This window comes from Clostridiales bacterium (assembly GCA_015243575.1).
Lineage (GTDB): Bacteria > Bacillota > Clostridia > Peptostreptococcales > Anaerovoracaceae > Anoxybacterium > Anoxybacterium hadale.
The window spans coordinates 618,880-645,659 of sequence record CP042469.1 but is presented as its reverse complement, the minus strand read 5'-3'; the positions used below and the strand labels follow the sequence as shown (position 1 = coordinate 645,659).

Below are 26,780 nucleotides of genomic sequence, written 5' to 3'. Positions count from 1 at the left end.
TCGTGCCCGATCTGGGCATCGACTACTTTACTGTCCCCCTAAGTTCCGCCTACATTGGTAGGAATCCCGTAGTAATGGCCGATCTGGCCTACTGCGGCGCCGCACATGGCATGTTCCGGCGCTCCTACCGGCGAAGTTGCTGTTGTCATATCCATAATGGTTGTGGATGTTCCGTAAAGGATTGGATTTCCCTTGTTTATGATCTGGGATAAAACGATTCCTCCCAGAATCTCTGCATTGGTGACCACCAGAGTACCGGCGAGGGTAGCCGGGGTAGTTCCGCCGCACAGTCCCATGGAAAGAATATCGATGGGCAGTCCATGTCTTGCAGACAGCATAATGATGCTCGACTCATTCTCGTTGATCTCAAGGGGACTGTTGGGACAGGCTCCCATGGCGATAATGGGCCGCTCTCTCAGCTTGTCATAACCGCCCTGAATTGCCGCTGCCATGTCAATGAAGCGCTGGGTGTTTTTTACCCCTTCCAGATCATGGGCAAAGTTCTTGGTCAAATTATGGAATACAATTTCCGCCTCATGGAGACATTTTACCTTCTGGTTTACATCTCCCGCAGCGACGGCGATGGAGAATACGTCCACAGTATCCATAGCATCGCAGAATCTTGCCACATTTCCCAGATCTTCTTTGGTAGAATCCCTGACTTCTCCGGTATATGGGTCAATCATTCGAACCCCTGTACCAAAGTTTTTAAAGGCAACCTTTTTGCCTCCCACCTTCACGTCATTTTTAGGATCACGTCCGCATAATGTAAATTCTTCCGGACATGATTCAATGCTGTCATTGACAAGATTTCTTGGAAATCTTACCCGGTCTATGCTCCGGTCTACGTCACAACCCGCTGCGCTGTATATTTCAAGCGCTTCTTCTCCGTGGATCTGGAGTCCGTAATTCTCCATAAGATCCAGGGTAGCTTCATGTAAGGCATCTAAATCTTCGTTGCGCAAAATACAATAGCCGTAGATGTCATCTTCGTACTTAAACTTGCTCACGATCTGCCTCCTATCCTATTTGGATTGATGCTATTCTGTTCATAATCACTTATGGTTCATGTTCACTTCCGACGTTATGATCAACGGTTGCCTTATTTTTCTCCGATCCAACCAAGAAGTGCATTTACGGTATCGCTTGCATCCTCGCAATACATATCGGCACCAATCTTTTCTGCCCAGCGCTTTGTTACCGGAGCTCCCCCCACCAGAGTCTTGACTTTTCCTTTCAACCCGGCTTTTTCCATCAGTTCTTCAATTTTCTTTTGTTCGGTCATCGTTGTTGTAAGAAGGGCGCTGCTTCCGAGGAAATCTGCGTTGAATTCCTTCACCTTTTCAATAAAAACTTCGGCGGGAACTTCTCTGCCAATATCATAAACATCAAAGCCATTGGTCTTCACTAAGGAAGCTACAATTCCTTTTCCGATGTCATGAACATCACCTTCAACGGTTCCGATCACAAAGATCCCCTTGGTGGAAACCTGGGAGGCATCCATCTTGCTTTCGATTTCTGTCGTAACTCTTTTCATTACCTCGGCACCGAAGATCAGCTCTGGAAGGAATACCTCCCCGCGCCCGAACAGGTCTCCAAGATGCTTGATTCCCGCGCTGAAGCCCTGGGTCAAAAGCTCAACAGAATCAATTCCCTGCTCTTCGGCAGTTTTTAATACTTCCATCGCCTTGTCTTCATCACAATCCAGGATTGAATCAAACGCTTCCTTGAATAATGCTTCTTTGCTCATGTTACCCTCCTAAAATATTATAAATTGTGGTCTTATCAGTGTTTCCCTAACCTTATCTTATATTAATTGTGTATGGGTTCATAGAAATGCTTTTTGTTATTTTGGTAGTTTTTATTGGTTGCCTTTGAATATTTTATTGTTTTGATTCTATGATTATGGTAATATTTTATTGTCATAAGTATATATTTTTACAGTTCTAAGGAGTTGAAAATAATGGAACATTTCATCCTTCCTTCTTCGGTATCGGCCTCTCAGGAACTGTCATCTCAGATTGAAGAAGCAATACAATCCTTCTGCATCATTTCCGACATCCCCGTTACATATTTCAATCCCAATCAGGAAATTGAATGGGAATGCAATAAGTCCAACAAATTCTGCAACTATTTTGATATCTACAAAGATCCCCTAAGCCCCTGCGCACGGAATCTGGCCTCCTCAGCAAAGCTGTCTGCACAGCTAGGTGAGCCTTACGTTTTTCTCTGCAAGGCTGGTCTAGTCAAAATTGCTGTCTCACTTATCATCAACGGGCAGGTTTTAGGATGCTTTATGGCGGGGCCTATCATCATGGGAGATTTGAAAGAAAGCAGTATCTCCAATATCTTTTCATTAAACCACATCCATTTTGATGCCTTTCCCAAAGCGATCCTTTTTTTGCGCAATATTAAGGTGTACAAGCCAAAAGAAGTGTCTCATCTTGCGACACTGTTTTGGAGCTGTATCCTGGCAGCAATCTCACCGAATGAGGATTATGCCAGCATAAACAGCCAATATAAGGAACAGCGAAAAATTGGCCTCAGCCTTCAAAAATATAAAAAAGAGAATAAGTCCATGCCTTATCCCTACGACCTGGAAAATCAGCTTTTAGAACGGGTTAAGGAGGGAGACTCCAAGGCAAGTCTTGAGCTGCTAAGCGATTTACTTGGCAGAATTTCTCTGATTGAAGCTGGTGACCTGTCCTCTATTAAAACAAAGGTGCTCAGCATCTGTACCATTCTGTCACGGCTTGTTACGGAAAGAACCAGCCTGTCCCAAGAGCAGGCAGAAGCATACTATTATGACATGAATGTTTTAAATAAGGCGGTCAGCTATCAGGAACTATCCATCTTGACGTCAAACCTGGTTGATAGTATCGTCCAGGCCATCGCAGCCAGCTCTTATTCCGGCAACTCACAAATCATCCGTATGGCGATTTTAGATGTGAATGAAAACTACAAAAACAAAATCTCTTTGAAAACCGTCGCAAGTCACCTCCATACCAATCCATCCTATTTATCCATGCTGTTCAAACAGGAAATGGGAATTACCTTCACCGACTATCTCAATCAAATACGAATCAACAAAAGCTGCGAGCTTTTGTCCAATACGAATTTGAACTTGATCGATGTTTCCCTGCAGGCAGGCTTTGACGATCAGAGCTATTTTTCGAAAGTATTCAAGAAATTGAAAGGGGTAACGCCAAAGAACTATCGGAAGGGTGTTGTGAAGAAGTAAAATTATAGATAGTATAGAACATAATCCGGCAAACAATGCCTTAGGCTTATTTTGTGGGATTATTTTTTTATAACAATTCAAACAATTTTATGAAATTTATGTAACAAAATTCACAAATTTTCTGTCTTATAAACAGCAGGAATAAAAAGCCTTTCTATCTAATCTAGCCCCTACAGAACCAAAACTATCATTTCTGATGGAAACGGAGGATCGGTACTTATGTTTCGTGTTGCAATCTGCGATGATGACCCAATAATTTGTGCACAACTTGAAGAGATTATTTTGGATTATGAAAGAAAAATCTATCAGAAGATCGAAACAGATGTTTACTTTTCCGGTGAAGAATTTTATAGGCACCTTAAAAAGGGTATATACTATGATATGGTTTTTCTGGATATCAATCTCAGGAAACTTGACGGAATTCAGCTAGGAATGAGTATTCGAAATGAATTAAAGAATGAAATGATTCTTATCGTCTACATATCAGGTGACGACAGCTATGCGATGGATTTGTTTGAAGTAAGGCCTCTGCATTATTTGGTCAAGCCTTTAGAAGCAGAGAAGGTATTGACAGTGCTTAAAAAGGGCATGGAATTATCAAATAAGCTTTGCCTAGCATTTCAATATAAGCAGAACTATGAAAATAAAAGTATTCCGGCAGTAAGTATTCTATATTTTGAAAGTCTTGGCAGAAAAGTAAAAATGGTTACTATAGAAGGCGAAGAAATATTTTACGGATCCCTAGCGGATATCTTTTCTCAGTTGAGAAAATCCCGCTTCTTTTTCTGCCATAAATCCTACCTTGTAAACTATTATCACGTCGCAAAATTTCAATACGAGCAATTAATGATGCGAAACGGTGCAATTCTGCCCATCAGCCAGACAAAAAGAAAAAGCATTCGTACTATGCAAATGGAGATTGAAAAAAAAGGGTCCAGATAAAATCTTGGTTCACTACAAAAAAACTGTCAGTTATTACAATGTTCTGCACGGGATAACGTATTATGCTAACATACAGGAACAATAAGGTATGGTTCAGTTGAGAACACAAGCAATTAATGTAATGAAACTCAGGTTTTAGGTAGTTACTGAACCGTAGAAATTCAAAGGAAGGGAGGGATGAAGGAGAAATCAAATCCAAACTTATATTTTAAGTATATTGGCAGATTTCTGCCAGGAGGTACATCATGAAAAGATCGTTAAGAGTTTTATCATCAATCATATTGGTATTTGCGTTGTGTCTGTCATCAATAGTTTTCTCTTCAACCTTTGCCGAAGAGAAAACTAAAACAAAACCTAATTATGAACAAGCCGCAGGCGAGTTATATTACCTGTTTTGGTGTGAGGGGGAAGAAAATGTTGATAAAGCGAGAATTGAATTTCAAGAAGCTTTTCAATTGTCCGATGCCGATATAATAGACTTAAAGCAGTTAGCCGCAGATTATTATTTTGCAAATTCTGATCTTTGGTATTCCATGCAAAATGACATGTCAGCAAATACTGATATATCGAAGAGTATGAGTTTTAAAGAAAACAGTACAAAGCTTATGGATAATTATATCGGTTCAATTAGCAGGAAGCTGGGAGATAGTGATGAATTTACTAAATGGATGGCTAAATTCATTGCTGATGATTCTGCCATACAAGCTAAAAAAAATAAAGAATTCTCCGAACAGTCATTAGCACGAGCCGGAACTCGAGCTTGTAGAGTGTATGCAACCCAATTTAATGCTAATTCTGCCAATTGCGTTGCATTACCAGATAAATATTTAAAATTTGCAAATTTAGGGCAAATTAGCGATATACCCACAAAATACCGTTCAACTTACAGTGGAAATGATTATAAGATCAATATTTCTACTGAACTATCTCCACAGACTTCAGCTTATGGCATTAAGGTCTTAGAAGCTGGGCCCTGGAGCATTGATGACAATTATTGGGATTCTGCCGGAAGTTTACCAAGTAGCCGTCGAATGTACACCGATTTAGCATTAGGAAAACCAATGGCTCAAGCTGCATATGAAACAGGTTATAATGGAGGTGTTAATTACCTCGGCAGAACTATTACAAATAGAGCCGGAGTAGACTTTAGCCGCGATTTAGCCACTAGTCTTGGTTACTCTTCAAATGGCTCTGGATGGGTAGGAATTTCAACGGATAGGTTACCATGATATTTTAGTTAAATAAAGTACGTAATCTGAAAATCCTTAATTATAACTCAATTTATCTTTACAAACAGGCTGCAAAAGCGGTCTGTTTGTAATATTTTACCAAAATACCATCAAATATTTTATAGGATATCCTAAAGGAAGGTAAATCTTCTATGAGAAAAGTCGGAGTTATCTTATTGTTATTAGCACTTGGTCTGATACTAGTATTATTTTTTTCAATAAAAGATGATAAGGTGGAAAAAGTTGCTTATGAAAAAGCGGCAGGTGCATTATATGAATTATTCTGGAGAGAAGGCGAAGAAAATGCAGCTAAATTGAGAATGAAATTTCAGGATGATTTTCATGTATCAGATGTGAATATGGATGAACTAAAGCAGTTGTCTGCAGAATACTATTTTGCCTCTTCTAAGCTTTGGTATTCGATGCAGAATGAATTGGCATCAAGTCCAGATGCCTCTTCAGACGAGCAGGCAAAGATATCTATGAAATTTAAAGAAAACAGCGAAGCGCTTACGCAGAATTATATAGATTCAGTAAGCAAAATATTAGATGACCGAGAGGAACTTATCGATTGGATGTCAAAATATTTTTCAGTAGATTCCACTACTCAAAATCCACCAAATCAATAATCCATCTGACATGGCCTTTCAAGGATATCTCTCAAATACTCTGAATCTATCATAACCGTTCACATGCTCTACTCAGCTTGTCAAGATTGCTGCAGTCCAGCATGACACAGTACTGCTTAAATCCATCCAACCCGGCGATTTCACCCCAGTCGGATTCGTGTATGGGGTTGAGCCAATAGATCTGCTTTACTTTCGCCGCCAGCTGCTTCAGCTCCTCTGTGGCTTTTGCCACATTGAGCGTCTTTGCATCGCTGACGATGATAACGACGGTGGACGAATTAACAATCGCAAATCGGTCCGTCAGAATATGGCGGATTGCCTGACCGATGTCCGTTCCTTTTTTCCACACCTTGCTTTTGGTAATTTCCTGCTCAATATCAGTAGAGGTTGTAAAGCTCCTGATGTTGAGCTTTTCAATTCCTGTAGAAAATACATAATTGTCCGCAGAAGAAACTTCGGCATGGAGGCAGGAGATAAATTTCAGCACAAAACCTGAAAACCGGTACATAGAGGCTGAGACATCGCAGAGGGTAAGGATTCTTTGTTTTGGACCGTGCTTTCTTTTATATTTTAATCGAAACAAGGTACCTCCCGAAGCAATGCTGGAACTGATGGTCCGTTTAAAGTCAAGACCGGCTCTTCCCGTTGTACGCAGCCGCCTTCTCGTGCTCTTTCTCAGCCGCTCCGCCATAGCTCTGATCAGCTGAATGACAGCAGGCATATCTTTATCTTCGATGGTACTCAGATTTTTATAGATGAGACTGTTTTCCTCACGGATTGCTTCCTCCGCATCCTCCGCAATGATTCCAGCTTCTGAGACCGGGCTGTAAAAAATACTGCATTGATGGTGATTGTGGGGCTTTTGGCACTTGTTTTTCAGATTGTTCAGCTTCCCCTTTACCACATTTTCCGTGATGGGCTTGAAATGGGACTTCATGTTTTTTCCCATGGAAGACCGCTCCAGGAAATCCAGAATGCTTTGTCGCTCAGAGACGGTTATCTCAGAGTAGATCTCTTTGAGCTCATCGCTGAGATCAAGCTCCTGACCTTGATACTGGAGTTCGGAAGCTTTTTCAAGGATTTCCAGTTTCCGCTGCTCTCTGGCCTTTGATTTGCGGGTAACATAATTGCTCTTCTCAACAGGATTGATGAAAAACCGCTCAAAGCACTCGGAAAAGATCTTTCTTTCGGTTTCGCTCTTTGCAACACATGCAGAGAGAGCTGCCTTCACCGCCGCCCGATCCATCACGTCCACACAGGTAAGTGCTTCGATAGCATCAATGGCTTCCGACAGGCTACCCCTGACTCCTGCAGTTCGCAGAACTTCGAAAAATCTAAGTAAGTTGTTGAGTAATAAATCGTCCAAATCCGCCGCCCTCCGAAAACTCCAAAATATCCTCCTGATTCTTCAGCATAAATCCTACGGTCTTTGCGGCGCTTTCTTCATCAAGCAGCTTCTGATTCAGCGCCATCAGTGCAGAAGCCCAGTCCAGGGTCTCAGCAATAGAAGGTTTTTTGAATATCTTTTCGTTGCTTCTCAAGTATGCTGCGGCGGCAGCCACATCAGCTGCGAGCTTGTCCGGTACCCCAGGTATTTTCGCGTTTATGATAGCGCACTCTTTCTCAATGGTCGGATATTCAATGAAGAGATAAGCACATCTTCTTCGAAGTGCATCGGAAAGCTGCCGTGTGTTATTGCTGGTCAGAACAATAACGGGGCGCATCTTTGCTCTAACAGTTCCCAGCTCAGGGATGGATACCTGAAAATCCGACAGGAGTTCAAGAAGAAAAGCTTCAAATTCCTCATCCGCTTTATCAATTTCATCAATCAGCAGTACCTCTTCCCTGTCACTGCTGATGGCTTTCAGCAGCGGCCGTTCCAGCAGAAAATCTCTGCTGAAGAGACCTTCTAGCCTCTTGTCCCCACCTTCTTCTGTATCGCTGCCCTGCTGCAGATTCAGTTGAATACTTAGAAGCTGTTTTTGGTAATTCCATTCGTACAAGGCTTTGGCCTCATCCAGACCTCCGTAGCATTGCAGCCTCGTAAGTTCAACCCCATATGCGGCAGCCAAAACCTTAGCCACTTCGGTTTTTCCGACACCGGCGGCGCCTTCAATAAGGAGAGGTTTTCCCAGTTTGATCGCAATGTACAAGGTCGTCAGTAGATTATCGTCAAATACATAACGCTCTGCTTCCAGCGCTTTGCGCAGCGTACTTAAGTCCATATGAAAACTCCTTATTCTGTAACATGCAAACCACCGCGTTGCGAGAATGTCTGCAACGCGGTGTAATATCACCTATTTTATTTATTCCCCGATCTCTTCGAGCACGATCCTGTGGTCTACCAGCGCCAGTTCCTTGATCCTTGCCTGGATTGACTTTTTCTGCCCCAGGATGTCCTCCAGATAGACTGTGTTCTGATCCGGCACGATTTTGTCTACCAATTCAAAGAAAAGGCTCTCTTTTCCGTTCTTATCGATGAGATATACAGTTGATTCACACATTTTATCTACCCCCGTTTGTATTCATACTATGTTCAATTAGAATTGTATCGTATTGTTTTCAAATTCACTATATTTTCAACTGAAAACAGTGCCGCTAAATTTTCTTTGATTTGAAAAGATCCGCGTAAGAATCACAATAAATTTCTTTATTCATGAGGATTCTCGCGGCAGCAGCGGTATCCATCAGCTCGTCATCATTGGCATCAACGATGGCAGCATCGAGTCCGCAGGCCATGAGCATTGCAAGCATGGTTCTGTTGATAAGCTTTCTGTTATTGCATTTCTGGGATACGTTAGAAAGACCAACAACAGTTTTAGCCGGAGGATCAGAAAGGAATTTGATCTGTCTGATGGTTTCCATAGCTTCAACAGGATGATCCTGTGCAACGTTTACTGGCAGAATCAGAGGATCGATATAAAGATCCTGGAGGGGCAGCCCGAATTCATCTGCAGCTGCAACAAGCTCCATAGCAAGTGCCACACGGTCGTCGGCGTTTTTGGGAATCCCAGAGGTTTCACTCATAGCCAGTCCGATGACCTTGGCATTATACTGAATGGCCATAGGGAAAACTCTTTCAATCTTGTATCTGTCTGCATGGCAGGAGTTGATCAAGGCTGGTTTTTTGCAAAGCTTGAGACCTTCTTCGATTAAATCATAGTTTGTGGAATCCAGACAGAGCGGTGTATCAACCACTTCCTGAATGGTCTCGATGAGCCATTTCATGGCAGCGAACTGATCCGCTGCGCTGGCTCCTGTATTGACGTCAAGCCAGTTTGCTCCATTTTCAGTCTGCTTGATAGCCCATTCCTGTATCGCCGTTTTATCCTGGGCTATAATGGCTTCCTTGATGTCCTTGAACATCCCATTGATTCTTTCACCTATGATTTCCATAATCTTTTCTCCTTTATATGTTTCATTGGGGCTAACGTTGGATTCTTTGATTAAAGTTACAGGCTGCTGGGCTTCATAAGGTCTTCAATGTTCTTTCTGACCAGTCTGACCGCTTCTGGATGTCTCATCACGAGGATGTCAAGACCCGATTGAAGCAAGGAAGTGGCTGTAACAGCTTCCCACAGGATACCGCGCTCCCCTTGCTCTCCCCATCCGGGAAATTCATCAGCACCTACATTGGCTTCTTTTGCCTTCCATGCTTCAAAGCCGACCGTTCCCAAGGTGGGAAGCGCAAGCATTTTATCGCCCTGGAGCGTTCCGATTCTTCCTCTTTCTCCGATGGAATAGGCGTATTCCATGCCGTATCCAAGACCTCCGATGCTGGGGTCCATAATGATTCGCTCGATGGGCAGGCCCATTTCCGTGATCAAAATATTCAGCTGTTTACAGATATTGATATCCAGCGGAGAATTGGCAATGAGAGTATGCTTATGTACCATACATGCGGCAGTTAAGGTATTATAGTTTTCCTGAGTCGCATGACCCAGCAGGAGGTTTTCACCAGCACAGGCTTCTGCAACGGCACTGATCACTTTATTGTCTACCTCGTCGATTCCGCAGCCGATCACTGCCAGCGGAACGCCTACTGCTTTCAGAACGCTTTTCACTGTCTCAATGCATTTCTCAGGCGAACTGTCGCCCAGTTCCGGGTCTGCACTTTGGAGCCTCAGATAGATGAGATCTGCTCCGAACTCTTCCACGCACTTCTTTGCCCAAACAGTGGGATCGTCCAAAACATCCCCTAAAGCCGTTTTAAGCTCATCGTTCCAATCATCGGGAACTCTATCCACCACTTCCATGGCGATGACGGGCTTATTGGGAGCCTCTCCTTCAAAATGAAGAAATGGCAGGCTTGTTTGCCCTCCAACAGTTATGGTATGGGTCCTCGTTCCGCCCTGCTCTTTGGTAGCACCAAGAACAACATTCAAAACTTTACCGCTGTTTCTTTCTTTTATAATTTGTACAGGCATTGATTGATTCTCCTTTCATCCCTTGCTTGTTGAATTCCACATTCATATTTTTAATTGGTCAAGAATTTTAAAAAGTTCCCCTACTGCCGGTGAGTTCTCAGGCAGATCAAAGAGCGCCTTCCCTCCAATATCGAAGCTGGTGATCATCGGATCAGCTGGAATGAGACCTGCAAGCTTCAGTCCTGTTTTTTCAATTTCTTCCTTCAGGGCTTCGGCATCCTCAGGCGCCGCTTTGTTCAGAATGAGATAAAGATTTTTCACTTTTGTATCCAGTTGTTTGACCAGCTGATGAATCCTTCCGGCAGATCGAACTGACCTTGCGGAACAATCGCTGACCACAAACATCACATCGATATCCCGCGTAGTTCTTCTGCTGATATGCTCCAGTCCTGCTTCATTGTCCATGACAATATATTGATACCCTTTGGAGAGGTGATCCAGATATTTACGCAGGATATTGTTGGGAAAGCAGAAGCAGCCAGGGCCTTCCGGTCCTCCCATGACAATGAGATCAACATTCTTTCCCTCTTCCAACGCTGCGTTGAGCTTATACTCGATGAAAACATCCTGAGTCATACCGGAAGGGATTGCATTTGGATCCTTGGTTGCTGCGATCAATTCCGATACCGTTTCATTTTCAATGGAAAAACCCAATGCTTCGTTGAGATTTGCGTTCGCATCTGCGTCCACCGCCAGGATTGGGGTCTTGCCTCTCTCAATCAGATATCTGATCAACAGTGCGCAGAATGAAGTTTTCCCTGTTCCACCTTTTCCTGCTACTGCTATTTGTACTGTCATCCTGTGAACTCCTTTCGTGTCCGGTTTCCCCTTATTGCAAACTGGGGAATAAGCTGAGGTCTGTATGGGGTATGAATACTGCTGAAATGAATTCATCCATAAATTGATTCCCTATGGATAGTTCCAAATACGTCATCTTCGATGCAATCTCATCCATTTCCATCAGGGCCTCCAGGGAAAGCAATCCCAGAATGGCACCCTGAATACAGCTGTTGCCCACATACTCATATTTCTCTTCCGGCAAATCCGGCAGCAAGCCGATCCGCACTGCATCTGTAATGTTGATATATTTTCCGAAGCCTCCGGCGATAAAAACATTAGAGATAACACTCATATCCAGCTGAACTTGCTGCAGCATGGTTCTGATTCCTGCAAAGATCGCTCCCTTTGCCCTTAGTAGATTCTTGATATCCCCCTCTGTGATCACGATATCTCTGCCTGTACCGCTTTCTGATTCAGGTACCAGAAGATATTCCGCTCCTTCCGGTCCGATCCTAATCCTGCTTCTGCATGCACCCGGAACCTCCGCTGGCAGACGGATTTTTCCCGCTCTGTCAATGATTCCGGCTTCCAGCATCTCCGAAAGAGAATAAATCAAACCGGAGCCGCAAATCCCCAAGGGTTTCCCACCGTTAATCACACGATAGCCAGCCTCCAAATTGACAGGATCGATCTCAATCCAATCAATGGCTCCATCCATAGCTCTCATCCCGCAGTTGATTCCTGAACCTTCAAACGCGGGACCTGCTGAGCAGGAACAGGTAACCAGCCATTCGCTGTTGCCCAGTACCAATTCTCCGTTGGTTCCAATGTCGATGAACAGGTTCAGATCATCAGAATTTTTGGGCAGAATTGCAAATACGCCCGCCGAGATATCCCCTCCCACATAACTTGCAACAGAAGGAAGTGTCAAAACCGGGGCATGAGGATGAATACCAATTCCTAGTGTTTCCGCATTCACTGCAGGAAACGTTACCGCCGCCGGGAGATAGGGTTCCAGCCTCAAATAAGTAGGTGTGACTCCCAGAAGCAGGTGGGTCATCACTGTATTTCCTCCGCAAACCATAGAAATGATGTCCCCTGCGGAAAGGCCGTTTCTCGCAAGGAGTGCCTTCAGCAGTTCGTTGACCGTATCCGTCGCTGCCTCTTTGAGGGTACTCAGTCCGTCTTGGTTCTCATCGGCATAAATGATTCTTGAGATTACATCAGAACCATACGTGGCCTGTTTATTGTAAGTCCCCTCCTGATCCAAGATGGTACCGCTGTCCAGATCCACCAAAACCACAACTACGGTGGTGGTTCCCATGTCCACAGCCGCCCCGAAAACGGGCTTTTCCATCTTTCCTGGTTCCACACCGATGATCTCGCACCGGCCTTGAACCATGATCGCAGTAATGGTGATTTCAAAATTCCCCAGCCGAATCGCTTCAGGCAGCTTTCGCAGACCGTCCAGCGAAATCGTTGCTTCTGTGACACCGTATTCTTTCCTTAAAGCCTTCCTTACTCTGTCAAGGTCGTTCATATTATCCTTAAGATCAGGCTTTGTGAGCATAAGATGATACTTTCTTCCCACAGGATTTATTCCGTTCTGCTGCAAGAAACTATTTTCTTTGATCTGTCGTTCCGAAAGAACAACCTTATGCTTTTTCATTCTGGATTTTTCGGGAATTTCAACCGTCAGATCACCCTTAACAGAAGCAGTGCAGGACAGAGTATCCCCCTGGGTCTTCGAGTCTTCCGCCAGGTGAAAATCGTTCCCGGCTTCGTAAAGGCCTGAAGTGACCCGCACGGCGCACTTACCGCAGGTTCCGTTGCCGCCGCAGGGGCTGCCCAGTTCGATTCCCGCGTTTCTTGCCGCTTCCAGCAGATTGGTTCCCTCTTCAACGGTAATTTCAATATTGTCAGGTAGAAATGTCACTTGATATTGTGCCATATAAAATCCTCATCACGCAAAATTAACAAGCAATTAAGCGAAGTAGGACTTCGCAAATGCAGGCAACCCCGACGCCTCAGCCGGTCCAACCATAACCTTCCAGCCGGATTTTTCTTCGAGAGCTCCTTTGATTACAGCCACGTATCCTGGAATGACGATGTTTTTATGATCAACAACGCTATCGATTCCGCATTCTTTCATGAATTCCGCGATCTTGTCGCCGTTGAATTTTCCCGCTGCCCAGGCGGTCAGTACTGAGGTTCCGTCTGTGGGACAGGCGATGATATAGGAAGGAATCTTGCTTCCTGATATTTCTCCTTCGACGGTGTAGTAGGTCAAGGAGAAGTTTGTTGTTACGTAAACCGGAGATTCCTTGGTGGCTGCTCCGATGGCATATACCTTCGGCTCAACCTGACTTGGCTTCTGCGGGTCGGTGTATATGTTCATCCTCTGAGCCATAAGAGGCAGTATCTGAGACTTTTCATCCGCCTTCAACACGACGATGCTGGCATATTTGGCAGCGTACACACTGGCTTCCAGGACTTCCTCTTTCGGGTCATCGGATGCGGTAAATGCGATGACGGGATATCCCAGAGGACGGAATCTCTTTTTAATGGCAAGTCTTCTAATCTGTGTGATTTCAGCAAGCGCCTGAGAGAGCGCTCTTGTACCGGTATCGATAACCAGCTCTTTGTAGGAGGCCGCAACCTTTTCCACCAGTGCTGCTGTCGCTTCCAGCCCGTCACCCTTTACGACGAGAGGACAGTCAAATTTCTTTGCAAGATCCACCATCTTCTCATAGTTTGCTTCTGTTGCTGCGTAAATCAACGGCTTTGATGTTCCTATGACCGCAAGGCCTTTTTCCATGGCAGCAGGGTCTTCACTGATCAGCACGGTAGCAAAGCAGGTTTTCTCGGCTACTGCTTTAACAGCAATTTCGAATGCCTCAGGGCTTCCGGAATCGTTCCTGACAGCGATCATATCGATGGAAACCAGCTCACCGACTCTCTCGAACGTCAGGCTATTCACCTTTTCTACCTTGGCCGTCAGCGCGTCTCCCGTCAGGGTGTCGGAGATTTCTACTGCGAAGCAGGTTGGATGATAGAAGGTTTTATCATGTCTAAATAATACAACCTCATCTCCCAGTTCTCTCGCGTAGCCTTCTTTGCCAACCTTTACAAGCTTGATGGGAGGTGCAGAAGCTCCGCCAAGTGTCTCCTTAGCCTCTTCTGAAATGTGAGGACAATTTTCGATGGAGGTTTTGGATGCTGCCAAAGCCATAGCAAATGCAAGGCAGGTTGGGTTTCCGCAATCCTTACAGTTGGTTTTCGGTAATAACTTGAAAATGTCTAATCCTGTTAGTGCCATAATTTCACATCTCCTTTTCTTGCTTGGAAATTCTATTCACAGCATCATTTTTCTACGCAGCTTTCCCGCCTTCATTTGGGGATCGAGTGCGATAAGCCGCTCCAATTCTCACTTGAGCATGAACCGCTGTGAATAAAATTTCCTTTGCAATTTATTAGTGATTTGTTTGGTTGATACTTGAAAACGTTAGAACAGCGGATCCATGGTAAACGCAGGATGCTGTTTTTCCTCCAGGAAGAAAAGGATTTCTTCGGTGGCAGTACCGATGGTCTCATCTGCAATCTTATCAACAAAGTCACTGCCAAGGCCCTGCTCCTCTGCAATCTTTGTCATCTCTCCTCTGAGAGACTCTTTAAGATCCTTGGGCATCCAGACAATTCTTCCGATCCCGTTATCCGCTTTTATGAATTTTTTACTGATGATATATCGTTTTCCGATTCCCATAAAGCCCGGCGATTGCACACCGCCGCCTACAGCACCTGCCAGGGTGGAGAAGGTCATGCCGCAAGGGGTCATTCCAGAGTGTTCTCTGGTGGTGATCATCAGGCCATTGGCTTCCGGTACGATGGCCATGATCGCTTCAAAACATCCGCAGGAGCTCATGGGAAGTTCCATCAGGGTATACAGCGCAACTTCCTCCACCGACTGATTAGAGGCAGTATAGACATACTCGTTGAGACTTCTCCAGATCCCCTTTTCCTCATCCACAACTCCTTCCTTTTTCAGGGGCTGGTTTGGACCTGTTGGGGTAATCTCAAAGGAAGCCTTGGCATCCAGCCAGCTGACGGCACCGCAAAGGCCTACACGTTCCGGTGTTACGATACAGACATGGTTTGGGGCAAAGGACTGACAGAGCAGGCAGGAATAGAATTCGTCCACAGACTCGTCTGTCAGACCGCCAAGCCGCTCATCTCTGACTCTGTATGCCTCTCTTGCCTCTTCCATCTTCTCATTGACCAGCGCTTCTTCAGTATATATAGTAACCTCAACGCGATCCACGATGGCTGGGAATTCCGATTTATATTTTGCGATCAGGATTTCTCCGAAATCCTTGAACTTAAACCCTTTCTCTTTTGCATCTTTACTGATTCGGAGCCAGCATAGATCTCTTTGTGCAACGTGCCACAAGCCTTCTCCGTAGTTGATAAAGTAATGGACACGGCGCTCCAGCACACCCTCAAAGTCTGACTGCATCTTTCTTCCGTAGATCTTGATATAGATACCGATGGGGAGAATTGCCCCATCTTCCACATCATCAATTTCAGGGCCCACCACGGTAATTCTTCCGTCCTCAATATCGTCAGGTCCCACCATTTTGACATATTCGAATCCAGGAGCCTTTCCTCCGCCAAATTCTACATAAGCATCTGCCTTTCTGATGACTTCTCCTTCGAAGGCCGGGCCGATGGTAATGGGTACAGGGATGTCAACAATCTTGATTTTGATCCCTCTGAGTTCCAGGGCAAAAGCAGCCATCTTTTCATAGTCCGGCATGTAAACATACCAGTCGGGCACTTCCTCTTCCAGCGGCTGATCGGTAATGGTGGGAAAACCCAGCATGATGGCCCCGAATTCTGCGGCGATTCGCACCTCGTCCTGCTCTCCCAAAGCGAGAACAAACGCGCGTACACGGTTTCTCTGATACTGGAGCTGTTCTGTTTTATTGCCCGGGGCGATTCCTCCAAAGGCGAGACCACTGCGCAGCGCAAAGTTGACTGCATGGATCGCCTGTGTGAAATTCCCAAGGGGGAATGCAATATAGTCGATTCCCAGTTTTACGTTCTCTTCCAGAAGCTGCTCGATGATCTCATTGCACAGCATCAGCATGATGCCCTTGCTCTGAAGATCCTTGATGAGCTTCGCAGCGGTTTTGCTGTCCGGTGCTTTTCCGATGATAACGGCAACACCAGGAATGGTGAAGTCTACCAGTTGAATTCCGAATTTTCTCAGTACAGGGTCTGTCAGAAATCCTGTCCAGGGCTCTACGTGGGGATTGTTGCCGCCCAGATAGCGCAGCGCCTCAATGATTTCTGCCGCATAAAACGCCGCTTCGCCATTGGTCTTTGCTCCGTCAAGGGTCAATTCATCCCGTACCTTGGTCATTCTGATGCGGTTTAGAATGGGCACCAGATCCTTCAGCGTACTGACGTCCTCTCCGCTGAGAGCAGTGATGACCGGCAGTTTATATGCAGTGTCAGGATAACATACGAGTGTATCTTCTCCGTGCTCGCGGATCGCCTGGGTCAGTAGAATTTCAGCATAGCTGGTGGCAACCACGGCGCCTTCATAGGCTTGAGTAAACAAATGCTTCGACATGATTTCCCCTCCTATCCTTCGTAAACCCGCGCTGGAGAGCTGTTATATTTCTCCGCCGCCGTTTTATGCACGCGGAGCTTCCATCCCCGCTTTTCAATTCTTTCATAGAGCTTCTCAGCTGCTTTTTCAGGATCTGTTTCAAAAATAAAATATCCGCCGAAGACGTCTCTTGCGATTTTTGTAGTTACACCATGGACCAGCTCACTGCCTTCCAGAGGAGGCATAACCCCTACATGACATGGGATTCCCATGGTAATGACCCAGGAACCGATGGAGATGGACTTTTCCGACATGGCTTCCGGCGCACTGGCTACAAAGGGCAGCTGCGGCACGGGAATGTTCATGTTCTTAGCCATATTGCTCCACAGCCTTGCGACTCTCGAGTTATCTACGCAGGAACCCATGTGGTATACCAATGGCAGTCCTGCATTCAGACCCGAATGTTCCTCAAGACGCTTGATAAATTTTTTCAATCCTGGGCCGGCAAAGGCTTCCACTCCCTCTGTGGAAAGCAGCCCGGCCTTTGCAAGGGCACCGGCGGCACAACCCGTAGAGACCAGGAAAACATCCTTTTTCGCCAGCTCCTTTGCGATGGTTATGGTCGCATGATCATGGATGGTCTTCTGATTATTACATCCTGCAAAAGCACAGACTCCCTTAATTTCACCGGCAGCGATGGCATCTGTCAGAACACTGATGGGTGAATCGGGATTGATTTTTGCAAAGAGATCGATTAGGGCTTCATAAGAAAAGCCGCCCACAACCTGTTTTTTTAATTGCGGTATTTTAACACGCTCCGGCCTTCTCTTGCCGTACTGCGCGATTGCCAGCTTTACGATTTTTTTTGCATCCTCCATTGCCGTGGTCTCGTTAAACTCAATGTGAACCGAGCCTGGAACCTTGGAAATGTTTGAAGTGGTAATCAGCATGGTATGGAAACAGTTGCAAAGATCCTTGACACCGGGCGAGATACATTGAACGTCCATAATCATTGCATCCAGAGCGCCAGTCATGATGACAAGCTCCTGTGACCCGAAATTGGACGCAGTGGGAATTCCTTCTCTCATGAGGACCTCGTTTCCGGTACAGCAGATTCCCACCAGATTGATGCCTTTGGCTCCCGCAGCCACTGCTTCCTTTTCCAGCTCTCTCGCAGCATAAACGACCATCTGGCTCAAGAGCGGATTATGACCGTGAACTGCAACATTCACCTTTTCCGCATCCAGGACACCCAGATTTGCTTCCGTCAAAACAGGCTGGGGTGTACCGAATAGAACGTCTGTCAGATCCGTAGCAAGAGACATTCCGGTGTAATCCGCAAGGGCAGCTTTCAGACCGCCGAAGATAATGTTGACAGGGTCCGCATCAGTACCGATATGGGTCTGATGTAAAAGCTGTGCAATGGCCCGGTCAATGGCCGTGGGTGCAATATTTGTATGTTTAAATTTCAGCCTGCGCTCCTCGTCGATGGTCGCGTTAAGCCATGTACATGGTTCGTGATCGTACTTTCCAAAGTCTTCAAGCGCTTTCACTGCCACATCCTTTGCGATCTCGATCTCGTCTCTTCCCTCTGTGGCAACGCCAATTTTCTCAGCAACCTGAATCAGTTTTTTTCCGTCTGTTATTTTATAATCCTTGGCATGCCCCTCTGCAGTATGCAGCAGCGTATAGGCGATCTCTCTTCCGTGATCGGAATGAGCAGAAGCTCCGCCTGCTATGTACCTGACAAGATTTCTTGCAACGATGGTATATGCTGAGGCACCGCAAATACCTTTGTCCTGACCCGGCCTGGATGGAATGATTCTGCATGGCCCCTGAATACAAATGCGGCAGCAGATTCCCGTCAATCCAAATTTACATTGAGGCTGCTGCGCTTTATAACGGTCCCAAGAGGTCAAGATCTGCGCTTCCCCAGCAGCCGTCAGCATTTCTGCTGCTGCCGGGTCAACTGTCCTTTTTTCAAATTCAGCTGTTGACATATTCAATACCTCCATGATATCTTGTTATTCTTCATGAATACGCTTATTCAATATTTGTCTGTAATTTTTTGATGTTAGTACTAATTAAGATTTTGCTTGAGTTACTACTTTATATAATAGGTCTTCCAATTCCTGCGTATCGACGGCATCGGGCTTCTGCCCATATCCCATTGATTTCTCTGCGATTTCCTCATCATACCCCAAAATGCCAAGAAGTTCTTCCTGACTGAAATTTGACAAAATAAAGTCTTTTTCTCTTTCGCTTCTGACTTTATTGGCGATAAATCTGATCTCATGAATGCCCAGCTCTCTTGCAAGGCTCTCCACGGTTCGAGCTGTCTGAACACTGGACCTGCCAGGTTCTGTGACCACCAGCATTAAATCAACGTTGGCAGATGTTCCTCTTGTCAGATGTTCGATTCCTGCGCCCATATCAAGAATTACGATTTCCTTAGTATCCATGATCAAAGCATTCATTAATGCTTTCAAAAATGTGTTCTCCCGGCAGTAACAGGAGGATCCTCCTTTTTTTACACCTCCCATGCGAAGAAAACGAATTCCGCAAGCATCGATGCTGTAGCTGCGAATCACCGAGTCCACTCTGGGATTTAACGTGTAAAGGGCTCCTTCACCGGAAAGCTGACCAATGAGTTCCTTCATTTCGATCATGGGTTTGATCTCATTAAGCTCTGCTTCGTCGATTCCCAGCGCAAGCCCCAGACTGCTGTCAGCATCCGCATCCACAGCATATACTTGAAATCCTTCTTTTTGAAACAGCTTGGCAATATTGGATGCGATGGTTGTCTTTCCTACTCCGCCCTTACCTGATATGGCTATTTTCATAGTCCTATCCTTTCTTGACTTACTGAAAAATCATCTTGTCTTCGGACTTCACTGTTTGATTCTTCTTGTGTTCTCCTATCAGCCGATAGGTACCATAGCTTGCTGCCAACACCAGATCCTCCGTTGGTAAAAAATCCGAAACGGATGCATCAAATAGGATGGTTCCCGATGATGCGATCTCCTCATCCCCCTGCCAAAGGACGTAAGTAACGGGAACATAAGGAAATATGAACACGGAGAAACTGGCATCCCCAAAGGTCTCCGGCCTGCCACCGAGCGCCTCAGCGGCATTGATCAATCCACCCAGGTTTCCGGAGAAAGTTTGCACCAGCGGATCGACCGCCCTTTTCTTAAAGGTTGCATGATAGATCGATCCGCCCTTTGGCACTTCCAGAAATGATATGGTTCTGCCGGTCATGGGTCTTGGTTTTGCATTGATCAGATAATGAAGTACTAATACTTGTTCTGTGATGGAAAGTTCGGAAGGTTCCTGATCAAAGACGAAATACCCGTCCGTACATTTGATACGGTATTCCTGATTGAAGTACCGTATCACATAGGTGCTTTTATCCGCCTCAAAAACAGCTTTCGTATTCTGGCAGACCATCTCACTGTCACATGCAAGAAGAGCAAGGCACGCCTTTTCATAGGCCTCCAGATATGCCTTTGCCAGGTTGGAATCCTGCTTCATTTGAACCTCCGTATGTATCTATTAATTCTGTTTTACGCTTTCTTTTGCAGAAGACTAACTTAAATCGCTCTGTTTCATAACAGATTAAGTTTTAATCGTGCGATTTCATAAAAGTTAGGCCTCAATCTCACCGCTTCTGTATTTCTTCAGGTACGTTCTGCAATAGTCATCCTTGCCGAACAAGGCCTCGCTTGCATAAATCATTGACATCAGTTTTTTATCAAGAGGATCGATAATCGCTCCGTCCATTCCCGCTCCGATGGCGGCTACCAGGAACGCCTGATTGATTAGCTTCCTTGCCGGAAGGCTAAAGGAGATATTACTCAAGCCGCATGCAATATGAACATCAGGGAATTGAGTCTTGACTTCACGAATGGTTTCAATGGCCACATTTCCGTAATGGATCCCTGTGCTGATCGGACGAACGAGAGGATCGATATAAATATCGCTGATTGAAACACCCTCTTTTGTCAATTTTTCTATGAGACTTTCTGCAATAGAAACTCTGTCCTTCACCGTTTCAGGCATTCCGGTGGAATCCATACAAAGGGCAATGATGCTGGTTTTATACTCAGCAACCAGCGGTGCGATCTCGTTGAATCGTTTCGGCTCATCGGTAATTGAGTTAATCATTACTTTAGAATTTTTATTGACCTCCAAAGCCTTTTTGATAGCGTTTGCATCAGGAGAATCGATTGCAAGGGGTGCATCAATTGCTTCCTGCACTGTTTTTGCAAGCCATGCCAGCCGTTCTGGTTCATCATCAACAAATACGCCTGCGTTAATGTCGATAAAAGTGGCCCCTGCTTCGTACTGTTTTTTCGCAAGATCTGCCACAGCCTCGGCATCATAGCTTTCGATGGCGGGTCTGATCGCCTTCAGCGTGCTGTTGAGCTTTTCTCCTATGATAATCATTCACTTACCTCCTAAAAATAAAGATATCTCTCCTCTTTCATCATACCTGAGGGAGCTCTCTGCTTGATATCATTTCTTACAGAAGTTTTAGTATGATTTTTTGTTTTAGTCCTCGGAAAATCGTTCATTTCCTTATTTTTATTGTATAATTTTATAATTTTTTTATCTGGTTTTTATAAATTTTTCTTATTCCAATCGACATAGCTCACCCCGCACAAACGGTTGAATTCCTCATTTTCCAATGCCGCTCAGGTTTCCGCTAAGAGGTTTTAGGTGTTGCAAATCTTTGATATTGTTTGCCTTGCTGGAACCATCTGGATTTTGATGGTTTTCTATGGACGAATCAACGTTCAGGGAGTATAATTTTAGAATATTCAGAAAGTAATCCTCAATGCTTTTTGTTTTCAATGGCGAAAATTTAAGGAAGCAGCCAAGTGCGCAGTGTCAATTCTTTCTGACACTGAGGGACAGGATTGAAAATAGAAAGGAAGAGAATAAAATGACAATGACTTTAAGTTCCCTGTGCAAGTACGCAGGCGAAAAATATGATCTGCGGCAAATCAGCGGGGAAAACAGCCGCAATCGCTTGGTGAGCTGGGTTCACAGACTGGAAAATGAAGCCGGAACAGATTTTCTAAATGGCCAGGAATTGGTTTTTTGTACAGGTGTCGGCCATCAGGGAACTGACTGGCTATTCAACTTTATCCAATCGCTGGATGCACACCACGCCAGCGGATTGGTCATCAAATTGGGGCCGGAAATCACTACCCTGCCAGAACAACTTCTTCTTGCTTTGAGGGAAATCTCACTGCCCGTCTTTACGATTCCCAAAACTTCAAAAATGGTGGAAATCACTGAGGACTTCTGCCGAAAATTAGTAAAATCAGAAGAGAACGAAATCACGGTCTCCGCCGCTTTTCGCAATGCAATCTTCTCTCCTGAAAAACTCAATGAATACCGATCCGTACTGGAACGCAATGAGTTTGATACAGAAGCGGACTTTAGCATTATCGCACTATGCATCGAAGCCGATTGGGATGAACAGTACGATGCTTATGACCGGCATTTGAGAATGCACCTTTCTAAGATTCTAGCCCGTCACAGCGAGAGATTCAATGTTTTCCGACATGATAAGGTTATTCTTGCAATCCTTCAGAGTTTTCCTCAAAAGATTGTGGATCAGGCACTGGAGGAACTGAAAGAAATCTGCAATCTGCCGGGAAGTCTTTATCGAGTTCGTTCCGGAGTCAGTGTAAATGAAACCGGAATCAAATCGCTTCACAGGAGCCACCGAAGAGCTGTTTCCCTTTTAAAAATGGCGGAACGACAGGATACTGACCGGTTCTTTTTTGACCAGGCAGGGCTCTATCAGCTTTTGCTTGAGATTGAAGATAATAATACTTTAAAGCGATTTTATAAGCAAACGTTAGGAAAGCTCGTGGAGTTTGATGAGAAAAATGATACAGATTATGCAGCAACATTGAAGAGCTATCTGGATCATAACGCCAGCGTTATGGAAACTGCACGGGAATTATATGTGCATCGAAATACCATCAATTACAAAATCAAGCGCGTCAAAGAGATATTAGGATGCGAGCTGACCTATCAGGACGCTCTGAAGCTGCTCCTTTCATACCATATTAAGGAAATCCTGTATTGATGGCTGAAATCCAGCTCATCTGTGCATCGGCACAATGGAATTTGTGCCAAAGACCGTTGAATTGAATCTAAATTATGTTACTATGTTAAATATACATAAAAAAACAAACGGCAAAGGGGCCTGTTCGATAACAACAGGGCCCTTTTTCTATTCCCATATTCAATTTCAATCATGGCATTTTATTTGGCAAATTGAATCATGCAATTTGTTCAAAGTGAAAGGAACGATTGAAACTGTTAGGAGGTTTTCCATCATGAGTGTGCCTGAAATTCAATTAAAAAATGTAAGCATGGTTTATCAAGTCAACAGCGGAGAAAACATCGTAGCCTTGAACGACGTAAGCCTGGATATCCGCGAGGGAGAATTTATCTCTCTGCTGGGTCCGTCGGGCTGCGGAAAAACCACACTGCTTCGCATCATCGCTGACTTGCTACAGCCCACTTCAGGCAGTATTTCCATCCTCGGTCAGACGCCGAGAGAAATCAGAATGCAGCAAAAATATGGCATCGTCTTTCAAAACCCCGTTCTGTATGACTGGAGAACAGTGCGTAAGAACATCTGTCTTCCCATGGAGATTATGGGTGTACCAAAAAAAGAAAGAACGAAGCGAATTGACAATATGCTTGAGCTAGTAGGACTTCAGGATTTCGGAACCAAATATCCCTTTGAGCTTTCCGGCGGAATGCAGCAAAGAGTCGGTATTGCCAGAGCCCTTGCTCTCAATCCAGACTTTCTTTTGATGGATGAACCCTTCTCCGCTTTAGATGAGTTCACAAGGGAAAAGCTGAATGAGGATCTGCTGAATATCTGGAGCAAGACGAGCAAAACCGTCATCTTTGTTACTCATAACATCCCGGAGTCAGTCTTCCTATCCGATCGGGTTGTGGTTCTTTCCCCTCATCCGGGCAGACTGTCAGCAGTAATTGACATCGACCTGCCACGACCACGTGAAGGTCATTTAAGAGAAACCCCAGAGTTTTATGCACTGGTTTCAAAAATAAGAAGAAGCTTTGAGGGGGTGTAGGTATGCCTGAAGTCATCAGCCAGAAAAACAGGAGAATCGTAGCTGCCGTATGGCTTCTCGGTTTCATTCTTATCTGGGAATTCGTCTCTTTTCTGCTTGTGAAGACGCTTGGTCCCGATACAGCCGCAACCAAACTTCCTTACTTGCATACCGTGATTGCCACCTTTGCCGCAAATTGGCAGCCGCTGCTGGAGGCAGGCGGTGTCACATTTTCAAGAGCGGCTCTTGGCTTTTTCATCGGTGCAGGGGTAGGGATTCTTCTGGCAGTCATAATGAGCCTGTCAAAAGTCGCAGAACGCATCGCCTTTCCCTATTTGATCATATCCCAGATGATTCCGGTGCTGGGCCTTGCCCCCATCATCTTTAATATCGTGAGAGATATGAATGCCTCAAGAATCATCATCGCAGCTTATATCACCTTCTTTCCCGTGGCCGTCAACATGCTCAGCGGACTGAAAAGTGTGGAGCAAGATAAAAAAGACCTGCTTTATTCCATCGCAGCAAGCAAATTCAGCGTATATAGAAAGCTGATGTTTCCTTTTTCCATGCCCTATCTTTTTACGGGCTTGAAAATAACCGCTCCTATGGCAGTAACGGCTTCCATCCTGGTTGATATGCTTGGATCCTCAAGCGGCATTGGTGTTAAGATTTTATATTCCCTATATTCCAGTTCTTCCGATATATTCTGGGCTTCTGTGCTGACCAGTGCATTTATGGGGATTATCAGCTTTCATATCGTCAACCTTCTGGAAAAACTCCTCCTTCCCTGGAAACGAGCTGCGGTTAGAAAGGAAGGTGATGCATCATGAGAAGCAATCAAAATGTAATCAACAACCAGAGTGTCATCAGCAGCGGATTTGACAGAGGAGCACATCTTAAGTCCATACTTTGGCCTCTGCTTTTTGGAGCAGCATTTCTGGTCGTGTGGCAGGCAGGAATCTTCCATCAGCTGCTGGATCTGAAACCATTTCAGCTTCCGGTTCCGCTTCAGATTTTGGAAACCCTGCAAAAAAATCTGACGAAGACCCTATTGGATGCAAAAGTAACGCTATCCGGTGCGCTCATCGGGATGCTCCTGGGATCTCTGCTAGGCTTTGGTATTGCTGCACTTGCAACCTGTCTGCCCAAATGGGGCTATGGCGGTATGGTCATCGTTTCTGCCTTCAATGCAGTGCCCATCGTTGCCCTGTCAGCCATCATGAACTGTTGGTTTACTGACGGCATGTATCAGAAGATTGGTGTTGTAACCATCGTGTGCATGGCGGCAATGGCCATCAATGCATACAGTGGTTTAAATAACTTGAAGCCTTACTCTCTGGATCTGATGCATACAGTAGCTGCAAGCCCCTTTACCATTTTTCGAAAGCTGCGGTTCCCTAACTGCTTGCCCTATATTTTTACTGCATCCAAGATCAACATCGCAGCAGCAATTATCGCAGCGATTATCAGCGAATATTTCGCTACCTCCACTTCGGGGCTGGGCTTTGGAATCAAGGATCATCTGAGAAAAGCTGAAATGGCCATGGGCTGGTCCTACATTGTAGTGGCATCGCTGGCAGGAGTACTTTTCTACTGCATCATCATACTGGTAGAACGCAAGGCCATCAAATGGCATGCTTCACAAAGATAAGTTTCTGAAGTCGTATGGCATCATCCGAGAGAACTGATGAAGCCATCCGGAAAAGACAAATGTTAAAACAACTAGCAAGGAGTGATGAAATCATGAAGAAAAAAAGAACGTTAGCGGCATTATTGTCCTTATTCCTATTCGCATCCGTCATTTTATCAGGCTGTGGATCAGCAGGTTCTGATGCCGGTGCAGATTCAAATGCCGGGGAAACCGGAACACTTGATAAGATGACGCTGCAGCTCAAATGGCTGCCTCAGTCACAATTTATGGGTTATTATGTAGCTGCTGCAAAAGGTTATTATGAAGAAGAAGGAATTGATATTGAAATCCTCCCAGGAGGAAGTGACATTATTGCAGAACAGCAGGTTTACAACGGCGTTGCCGATGTGGGCGTTACCTGGGTTTCCAGTCTCTTAAAATACCAATCCGAGGGCTGGGATCTTCTGGAAGTCAGCCAGGTTTTCCAAAAGAGCGCTATGCTGCTCGTTTCCAAAGCATCCACCGGAATTAACAGCCCTGCAGATCTAGCTGGAAAAAAGGTCGGTTCCTGGTTCGGTGGAAATGAATATGAGATTTATGCCCTTCTGGAGGCAAACAAATTAAACAGAGACAAAGATCTGGAACTGGTTCAGCAAGATTTCACCATGAATCAGCTTCTGAATGATGAAATCGACGCTGCTTCCGCCATGACCTATAATGAATACGGCCTTGTGCTGGAAGCCGGATATAAGGAAAGCGATCTAAATGTACTTGATATGAATGAAGAAGGCGTTGCCATGCTGGAAGACTGTCTCTTCGTCTCAAAGGATTGGATCGCTGACAATGAAGATCTGTTCGTCCGCTTCCTGAGAGCTTCCATAAAAGGCTGGGCCGATGCATGCGCTGATCCGGAAGCCGCAGGAAAGATTGTATACGAAAAAGACCAGAGCATTTCCCTGGAACACCAGATTTATATGGCCAAGGAAGTAGCGAAGCTCGTTGCACCGGAAGGCTTTGATCCTGCAAAGATCGGATACATTGATAAGGATGCAATTCAGCAGACCGCTGACCTGGCCCTGAAATATGGACTGCTTACAAGTGCAGCGGATCTTTCTGAAGATACGATCACCAGTAAGTACTGGGAAGAAGCGACCGCTTCAAAATAAAATATATTAC

At 45.1% G+C, this 26,780-nt stretch carries 24 protein-coding genes; 9 read left to right on the top strand and 15 right to left on the bottom strand.

What is annotated here, in order from left to right:
* Positions 1 to 38 precede the first annotated feature (38 nt).
* Both FRZ06_02640 and FRZ06_02635 read right to left on the bottom strand, forming a co-directional pair.
* Positions 39 to 1,013 carry a hypothetical protein gene (locus tag FRZ06_02640; protein ID QOX62332.1) on the bottom strand — a complete coding sequence of 325 codons (975 nt, stop codon included), beginning with the start codon at positions 1,011 to 1,013 and terminating at the stop codon, positions 39 to 41.
* Positions 1,014 to 1,102: 89 nt separating this feature from the next.
* Entirely contained in the window at positions 1,103 to 1,750 is a 648-nt protein-coding gene (locus FRZ06_02635) for a dimethylamine corrinoid protein 3 (protein QOX62331.1), read from the bottom strand.
* 213 nt (positions 1,751 to 1,963) lie between these two features.
* Here FRZ06_02635 and FRZ06_02630 point away from each other — a divergent pair, with 213 nt between their 5' ends.
* The 4 genes from FRZ06_02630 to FRZ06_02615 all read left to right on the top strand — a co-directional run bounded on the left by FRZ06_02630 (position 1,964) and on the right by FRZ06_02615 (position 6,041).
* On the top strand, positions 1,964 to 3,241 hold the full coding sequence (locus FRZ06_02630; GenBank protein ID QOX62330.1) for an AraC family transcriptional regulator: 1,278 nt from the start codon (positions 1,964 to 1,966) through the stop codon (positions 3,239 to 3,241).
* Positions 3,242 to 3,460: 219 nt separating this feature from the next.
* Complete coding sequence (locus tag FRZ06_02625; GenBank protein QOX62329.1) at positions 3,461 to 4,183, top strand: response regulator transcription factor; 723 nt, start codon at positions 3,461 to 3,463, stop codon at positions 4,181 to 4,183.
* Between the two features lie 245 nt (positions 4,184 to 4,428).
* Complete coding sequence (locus FRZ06_02620) at positions 4,429 to 5,412, top strand: hypothetical protein (GenBank protein QOX62328.1); 984 nt, start codon at positions 4,429 to 4,431, stop codon at positions 5,410 to 5,412.
* Between the two features lie 152 nt (positions 5,413 to 5,564).
* Positions 5,565 to 6,041 carry a hypothetical protein gene (locus FRZ06_02615; protein ID QOX62327.1) on the top strand — a complete coding sequence of 159 codons (477 nt, stop codon included), beginning with the start codon at positions 5,565 to 5,567 and terminating at the stop codon, positions 6,039 to 6,041.
* A gap of 49 nt (positions 6,042 to 6,090) precedes the next feature.
* On the opposite strand, the gene FRZ06_02610 is transcribed toward FRZ06_02615, so the two are convergent.
* The 13 genes from FRZ06_02610 to FRZ06_02550 form a co-directional block, all read right to left on the bottom strand.
* Positions 6,091 to 7,407 (bottom strand): VWA domain-containing protein, encoded by a 1,317-nt coding sequence (locus FRZ06_02610; GenBank protein ID QOX62326.1) that lies wholly within the window; start codon positions 7,405 to 7,407, stop codon positions 6,091 to 6,093.
* Complete coding sequence (locus FRZ06_02605) at positions 7,376 to 8,266, bottom strand: MoxR family ATPase (protein ID QOX62325.1); 891 nt, start codon at positions 8,264 to 8,266, stop codon at positions 7,376 to 7,378. Before FRZ06_02605 ends, FRZ06_02610 begins: the two co-directional genes overlap by 32 nt.
* 81 nt (positions 8,267 to 8,347) lie before the next feature.
* Positions 8,348 to 8,545, bottom strand: a complete 198-nt coding sequence (locus FRZ06_02600; GenBank protein ID QOX62324.1) for a CooT family nickel-binding protein — start codon at positions 8,543 to 8,545, stop codon at positions 8,348 to 8,350.
* A 94-nt stretch (positions 8,546 to 8,639) separates the two neighbouring features.
* A complete protein-coding gene (locus tag FRZ06_02595; GenBank protein ID QOX62323.1) occupies positions 8,640 to 9,437 on the bottom strand; it encodes a methyltetrahydrofolate cobalamin methyltransferase in 798 nt (265 codons plus the stop codon).
* A gap of 56 nt (positions 9,438 to 9,493) precedes the next feature.
* Positions 9,494 to 10,468 (bottom strand): acetyl-CoA decarbonylase/synthase complex subunit delta, encoded by a 975-nt coding sequence (locus tag FRZ06_02590; protein QOX62322.1) that lies wholly within the window; start codon positions 10,466 to 10,468, stop codon positions 9,494 to 9,496.
* A gap of 42 nt (positions 10,469 to 10,510) precedes the next feature.
* Positions 10,511 to 11,266, bottom strand: a complete 756-nt coding sequence (locus FRZ06_02585; GenBank protein QOX62321.1) for an AAA family ATPase — start codon at positions 11,264 to 11,266, stop codon at positions 10,511 to 10,513.
* Between the two features lie 31 nt (positions 11,267 to 11,297).
* On the bottom strand, positions 11,298 to 13,199 hold the full coding sequence (locus FRZ06_02580; protein QOX62320.1) for a DUF4445 domain-containing protein: 1,902 nt from the start codon (positions 13,197 to 13,199) through the stop codon (positions 11,298 to 11,300).
* Between the two features lie 33 nt (positions 13,200 to 13,232).
* Positions 13,233 to 14,567 carry an acetyl-CoA decarbonylase/synthase complex subunit gamma gene (locus tag FRZ06_02575; GenBank protein QOX62319.1) on the bottom strand — a complete coding sequence of 445 codons (1,335 nt, stop codon included), beginning with the start codon at positions 14,565 to 14,567 and terminating at the stop codon, positions 13,233 to 13,235.
* 186 nt (positions 14,568 to 14,753) lie between these two features.
* On the bottom strand, positions 14,754 to 16,883 hold the full coding sequence (cdhC, locus tag FRZ06_02570; GenBank protein ID QOX62318.1) for a CO dehydrogenase/CO-methylating acetyl-CoA synthase complex subunit beta: 2,130 nt from the start codon (positions 16,881 to 16,883) through the stop codon (positions 14,754 to 14,756).
* Between the two features lie 11 nt (positions 16,884 to 16,894).
* Positions 16,895 to 18,862 carry an anaerobic carbon-monoxide dehydrogenase catalytic subunit gene (gene cooS, locus FRZ06_02565; GenBank protein ID QOX62317.1) on the bottom strand — a complete coding sequence of 656 codons (1,968 nt, stop codon included), beginning with the start codon at positions 18,860 to 18,862 and terminating at the stop codon, positions 16,895 to 16,897.
* An 84-nt stretch (positions 18,863 to 18,946) separates the two neighbouring features.
* Entirely contained in the window at positions 18,947 to 19,705 is a 759-nt protein-coding gene (locus FRZ06_02560; GenBank protein ID QOX62316.1) for an AAA family ATPase, read from the bottom strand.
* 19 nt (positions 19,706 to 19,724) lie between these two features.
* Positions 19,725 to 20,396, bottom strand: coding sequence for a DUF3786 domain-containing protein (locus FRZ06_02555; protein QOX62315.1), 672 nt, complete (start codon positions 20,394 to 20,396; stop codon positions 19,725 to 19,727).
* Positions 20,397 to 20,510: 114 nt separating this feature from the next.
* On the bottom strand, positions 20,511 to 21,311 hold the full coding sequence (locus FRZ06_02550; GenBank protein ID QOX62314.1) for a methyltetrahydrofolate cobalamin methyltransferase: 801 nt from the start codon (positions 21,309 to 21,311) through the stop codon (positions 20,511 to 20,513).
* A 499-nt stretch (positions 21,312 to 21,810) separates the two neighbouring features.
* On the opposite strand from FRZ06_02550, the gene FRZ06_02545 reads away from it, so the two are divergent.
* The 5 genes from FRZ06_02545 (at position 21,811) to FRZ06_02525 (ending at position 26,770) form a co-directional block, all read left to right on the top strand.
* The gene (locus FRZ06_02545) at positions 21,811 to 22,971 is read left to right on the top strand and encodes a PucR family transcriptional regulator (GenBank protein ID QOX62313.1); all 1,161 of its coding nucleotides are present in this window, start codon (positions 21,811 to 21,813) and stop codon (positions 22,969 to 22,971) included.
* 253 nt (positions 22,972 to 23,224) lie between these two features.
* Positions 23,225 to 23,995 (top strand): ABC transporter ATP-binding protein, encoded by a 771-nt coding sequence (locus FRZ06_02540; protein ID QOX62312.1) that lies wholly within the window; start codon positions 23,225 to 23,227, stop codon positions 23,993 to 23,995.
* A gap of 2 nt (positions 23,996 to 23,997) precedes the next feature.
* Positions 23,998 to 24,804 (top strand): ABC transporter permease, encoded by an 807-nt coding sequence (locus tag FRZ06_02535; protein QOX62311.1) that lies wholly within the window; start codon positions 23,998 to 24,000, stop codon positions 24,802 to 24,804.
* Complete coding sequence (locus FRZ06_02530) at positions 24,801 to 25,625, top strand: ABC transporter permease subunit (GenBank protein ID QOX62310.1); 825 nt, start codon at positions 24,801 to 24,803, stop codon at positions 25,623 to 25,625. The genes FRZ06_02535 and FRZ06_02530 overlap by 4 nt, the downstream gene beginning before the upstream one ends.
* A gap of 92 nt (positions 25,626 to 25,717) precedes the next feature.
* Entirely contained in the window at positions 25,718 to 26,770 is a 1,053-nt protein-coding gene (locus FRZ06_02525) for an ABC transporter substrate-binding protein (protein ID QOX62309.1), read from the top strand.
* Positions 26,771 to 26,780: the final 10 nt, after the last annotated feature.

Bases quoted from the DNA above. Each gene is read 5' to 3' on its own strand.
- FRZ06_02620 (QOX62328.1), top strand. From the start codon at position 4,429: ATGAAAAGATCGTTAAGAGTTTTATCATCAATCATATTGGTATTTGCG.
- FRZ06_02600 (QOX62324.1), bottom strand. From the start codon at position 8,545: ATGTGTGAATCAACTGTATATCTCATCGATAAGAACGGAAAAGAGAGC.
- FRZ06_02540 (QOX62312.1), top strand. From the start codon at position 23,225: ATGAGTGTGCCTGAAATTCAATTAAAAAATGTAAGCATGGTTTATCAA.
- FRZ06_02535 (QOX62311.1), top strand. From the start codon at position 23,998: ATGCCTGAAGTCATCAGCCAGAAAAACAGGAGAATCGTAGCTGCCGTA.
- FRZ06_02595 (QOX62323.1), bottom strand. From the start codon at position 9,437: ATGGAAATCATAGGTGAAAGAATCAATGGGATGTTCAAGGACATCAAG.
- FRZ06_02555 (QOX62315.1), bottom strand. From the start codon at position 20,396: ATGAAGCAGGATTCCAACCTGGCAAAGGCATATCTGGAGGCCTATGAA.
- FRZ06_02545 (QOX62313.1), top strand. From the start codon at position 21,811: ATGACAATGACTTTAAGTTCCCTGTGCAAGTACGCAGGCGAAAAATAT.
- FRZ06_02525 (QOX62309.1), top strand. From the start codon at position 25,718: ATGAAGAAAAAAAGAACGTTAGCGGCATTATTGTCCTTATTCCTATTC.
- FRZ06_02585 (QOX62321.1), bottom strand. From the start codon at position 11,266: ATGACAGTACAAATAGCAGTAGCAGGAAAAGGTGGAACAGGGAAAACT.
- FRZ06_02580 (QOX62320.1), bottom strand. From the start codon at position 13,199: ATGGCACAATATCAAGTGACATTTCTACCTGACAATATTGAAATTACC.
- FRZ06_02575 (QOX62319.1), bottom strand. From the start codon at position 14,567: ATGGCACTAACAGGATTAGACATTTTCAAGTTATTACCGAAAACCAAC.
- FRZ06_02560 (QOX62316.1), bottom strand. From the start codon at position 19,705: ATGAAAATAGCCATATCAGGTAAGGGCGGAGTAGGAAAGACAACCATC.
- FRZ06_02635 (QOX62331.1), bottom strand. From the start codon at position 1,750: ATGAGCAAAGAAGCATTATTCAAGGAAGCGTTTGATTCAATCCTGGAT.
- FRZ06_02615 (QOX62327.1), top strand. From the start codon at position 5,565: ATGAGAAAAGTCGGAGTTATCTTATTGTTATTAGCACTTGGTCTGATA.
- FRZ06_02630 (QOX62330.1), top strand. From the start codon at position 1,964: ATGGAACATTTCATCCTTCCTTCTTCGGTATCGGCCTCTCAGGAACTG.
- FRZ06_02605 (QOX62325.1), bottom strand. From the start codon at position 8,266: ATGGACTTAAGTACGCTGCGCAAAGCGCTGGAAGCAGAGCGTTATGTA.
- FRZ06_02590 (QOX62322.1), bottom strand. From the start codon at position 10,468: ATGCCTGTACAAATTATAAAAGAAAGAAACAGCGGTAAAGTTTTGAAT.
- cooS (QOX62317.1), bottom strand. From the start codon at position 18,862: ATGTCAACAGCTGAATTTGAAAAAAGGACAGTTGACCCGGCAGCAGCA.
- FRZ06_02625 (QOX62329.1), top strand. From the start codon at position 3,461: ATGTTTCGTGTTGCAATCTGCGATGATGACCCAATAATTTGTGCACAA.
- FRZ06_02530 (QOX62310.1), top strand. From the start codon at position 24,801: ATGAGAAGCAATCAAAATGTAATCAACAACCAGAGTGTCATCAGCAGC.
- cdhC (QOX62318.1), bottom strand. From the start codon at position 16,883: ATGTCGAAGCATTTGTTTACTCAAGCCTATGAAGGCGCCGTGGTTGCC.
- FRZ06_02550 (QOX62314.1), bottom strand. From the start codon at position 21,311: ATGATTATCATAGGAGAAAAGCTCAACAGCACGCTGAAGGCGATCAGA.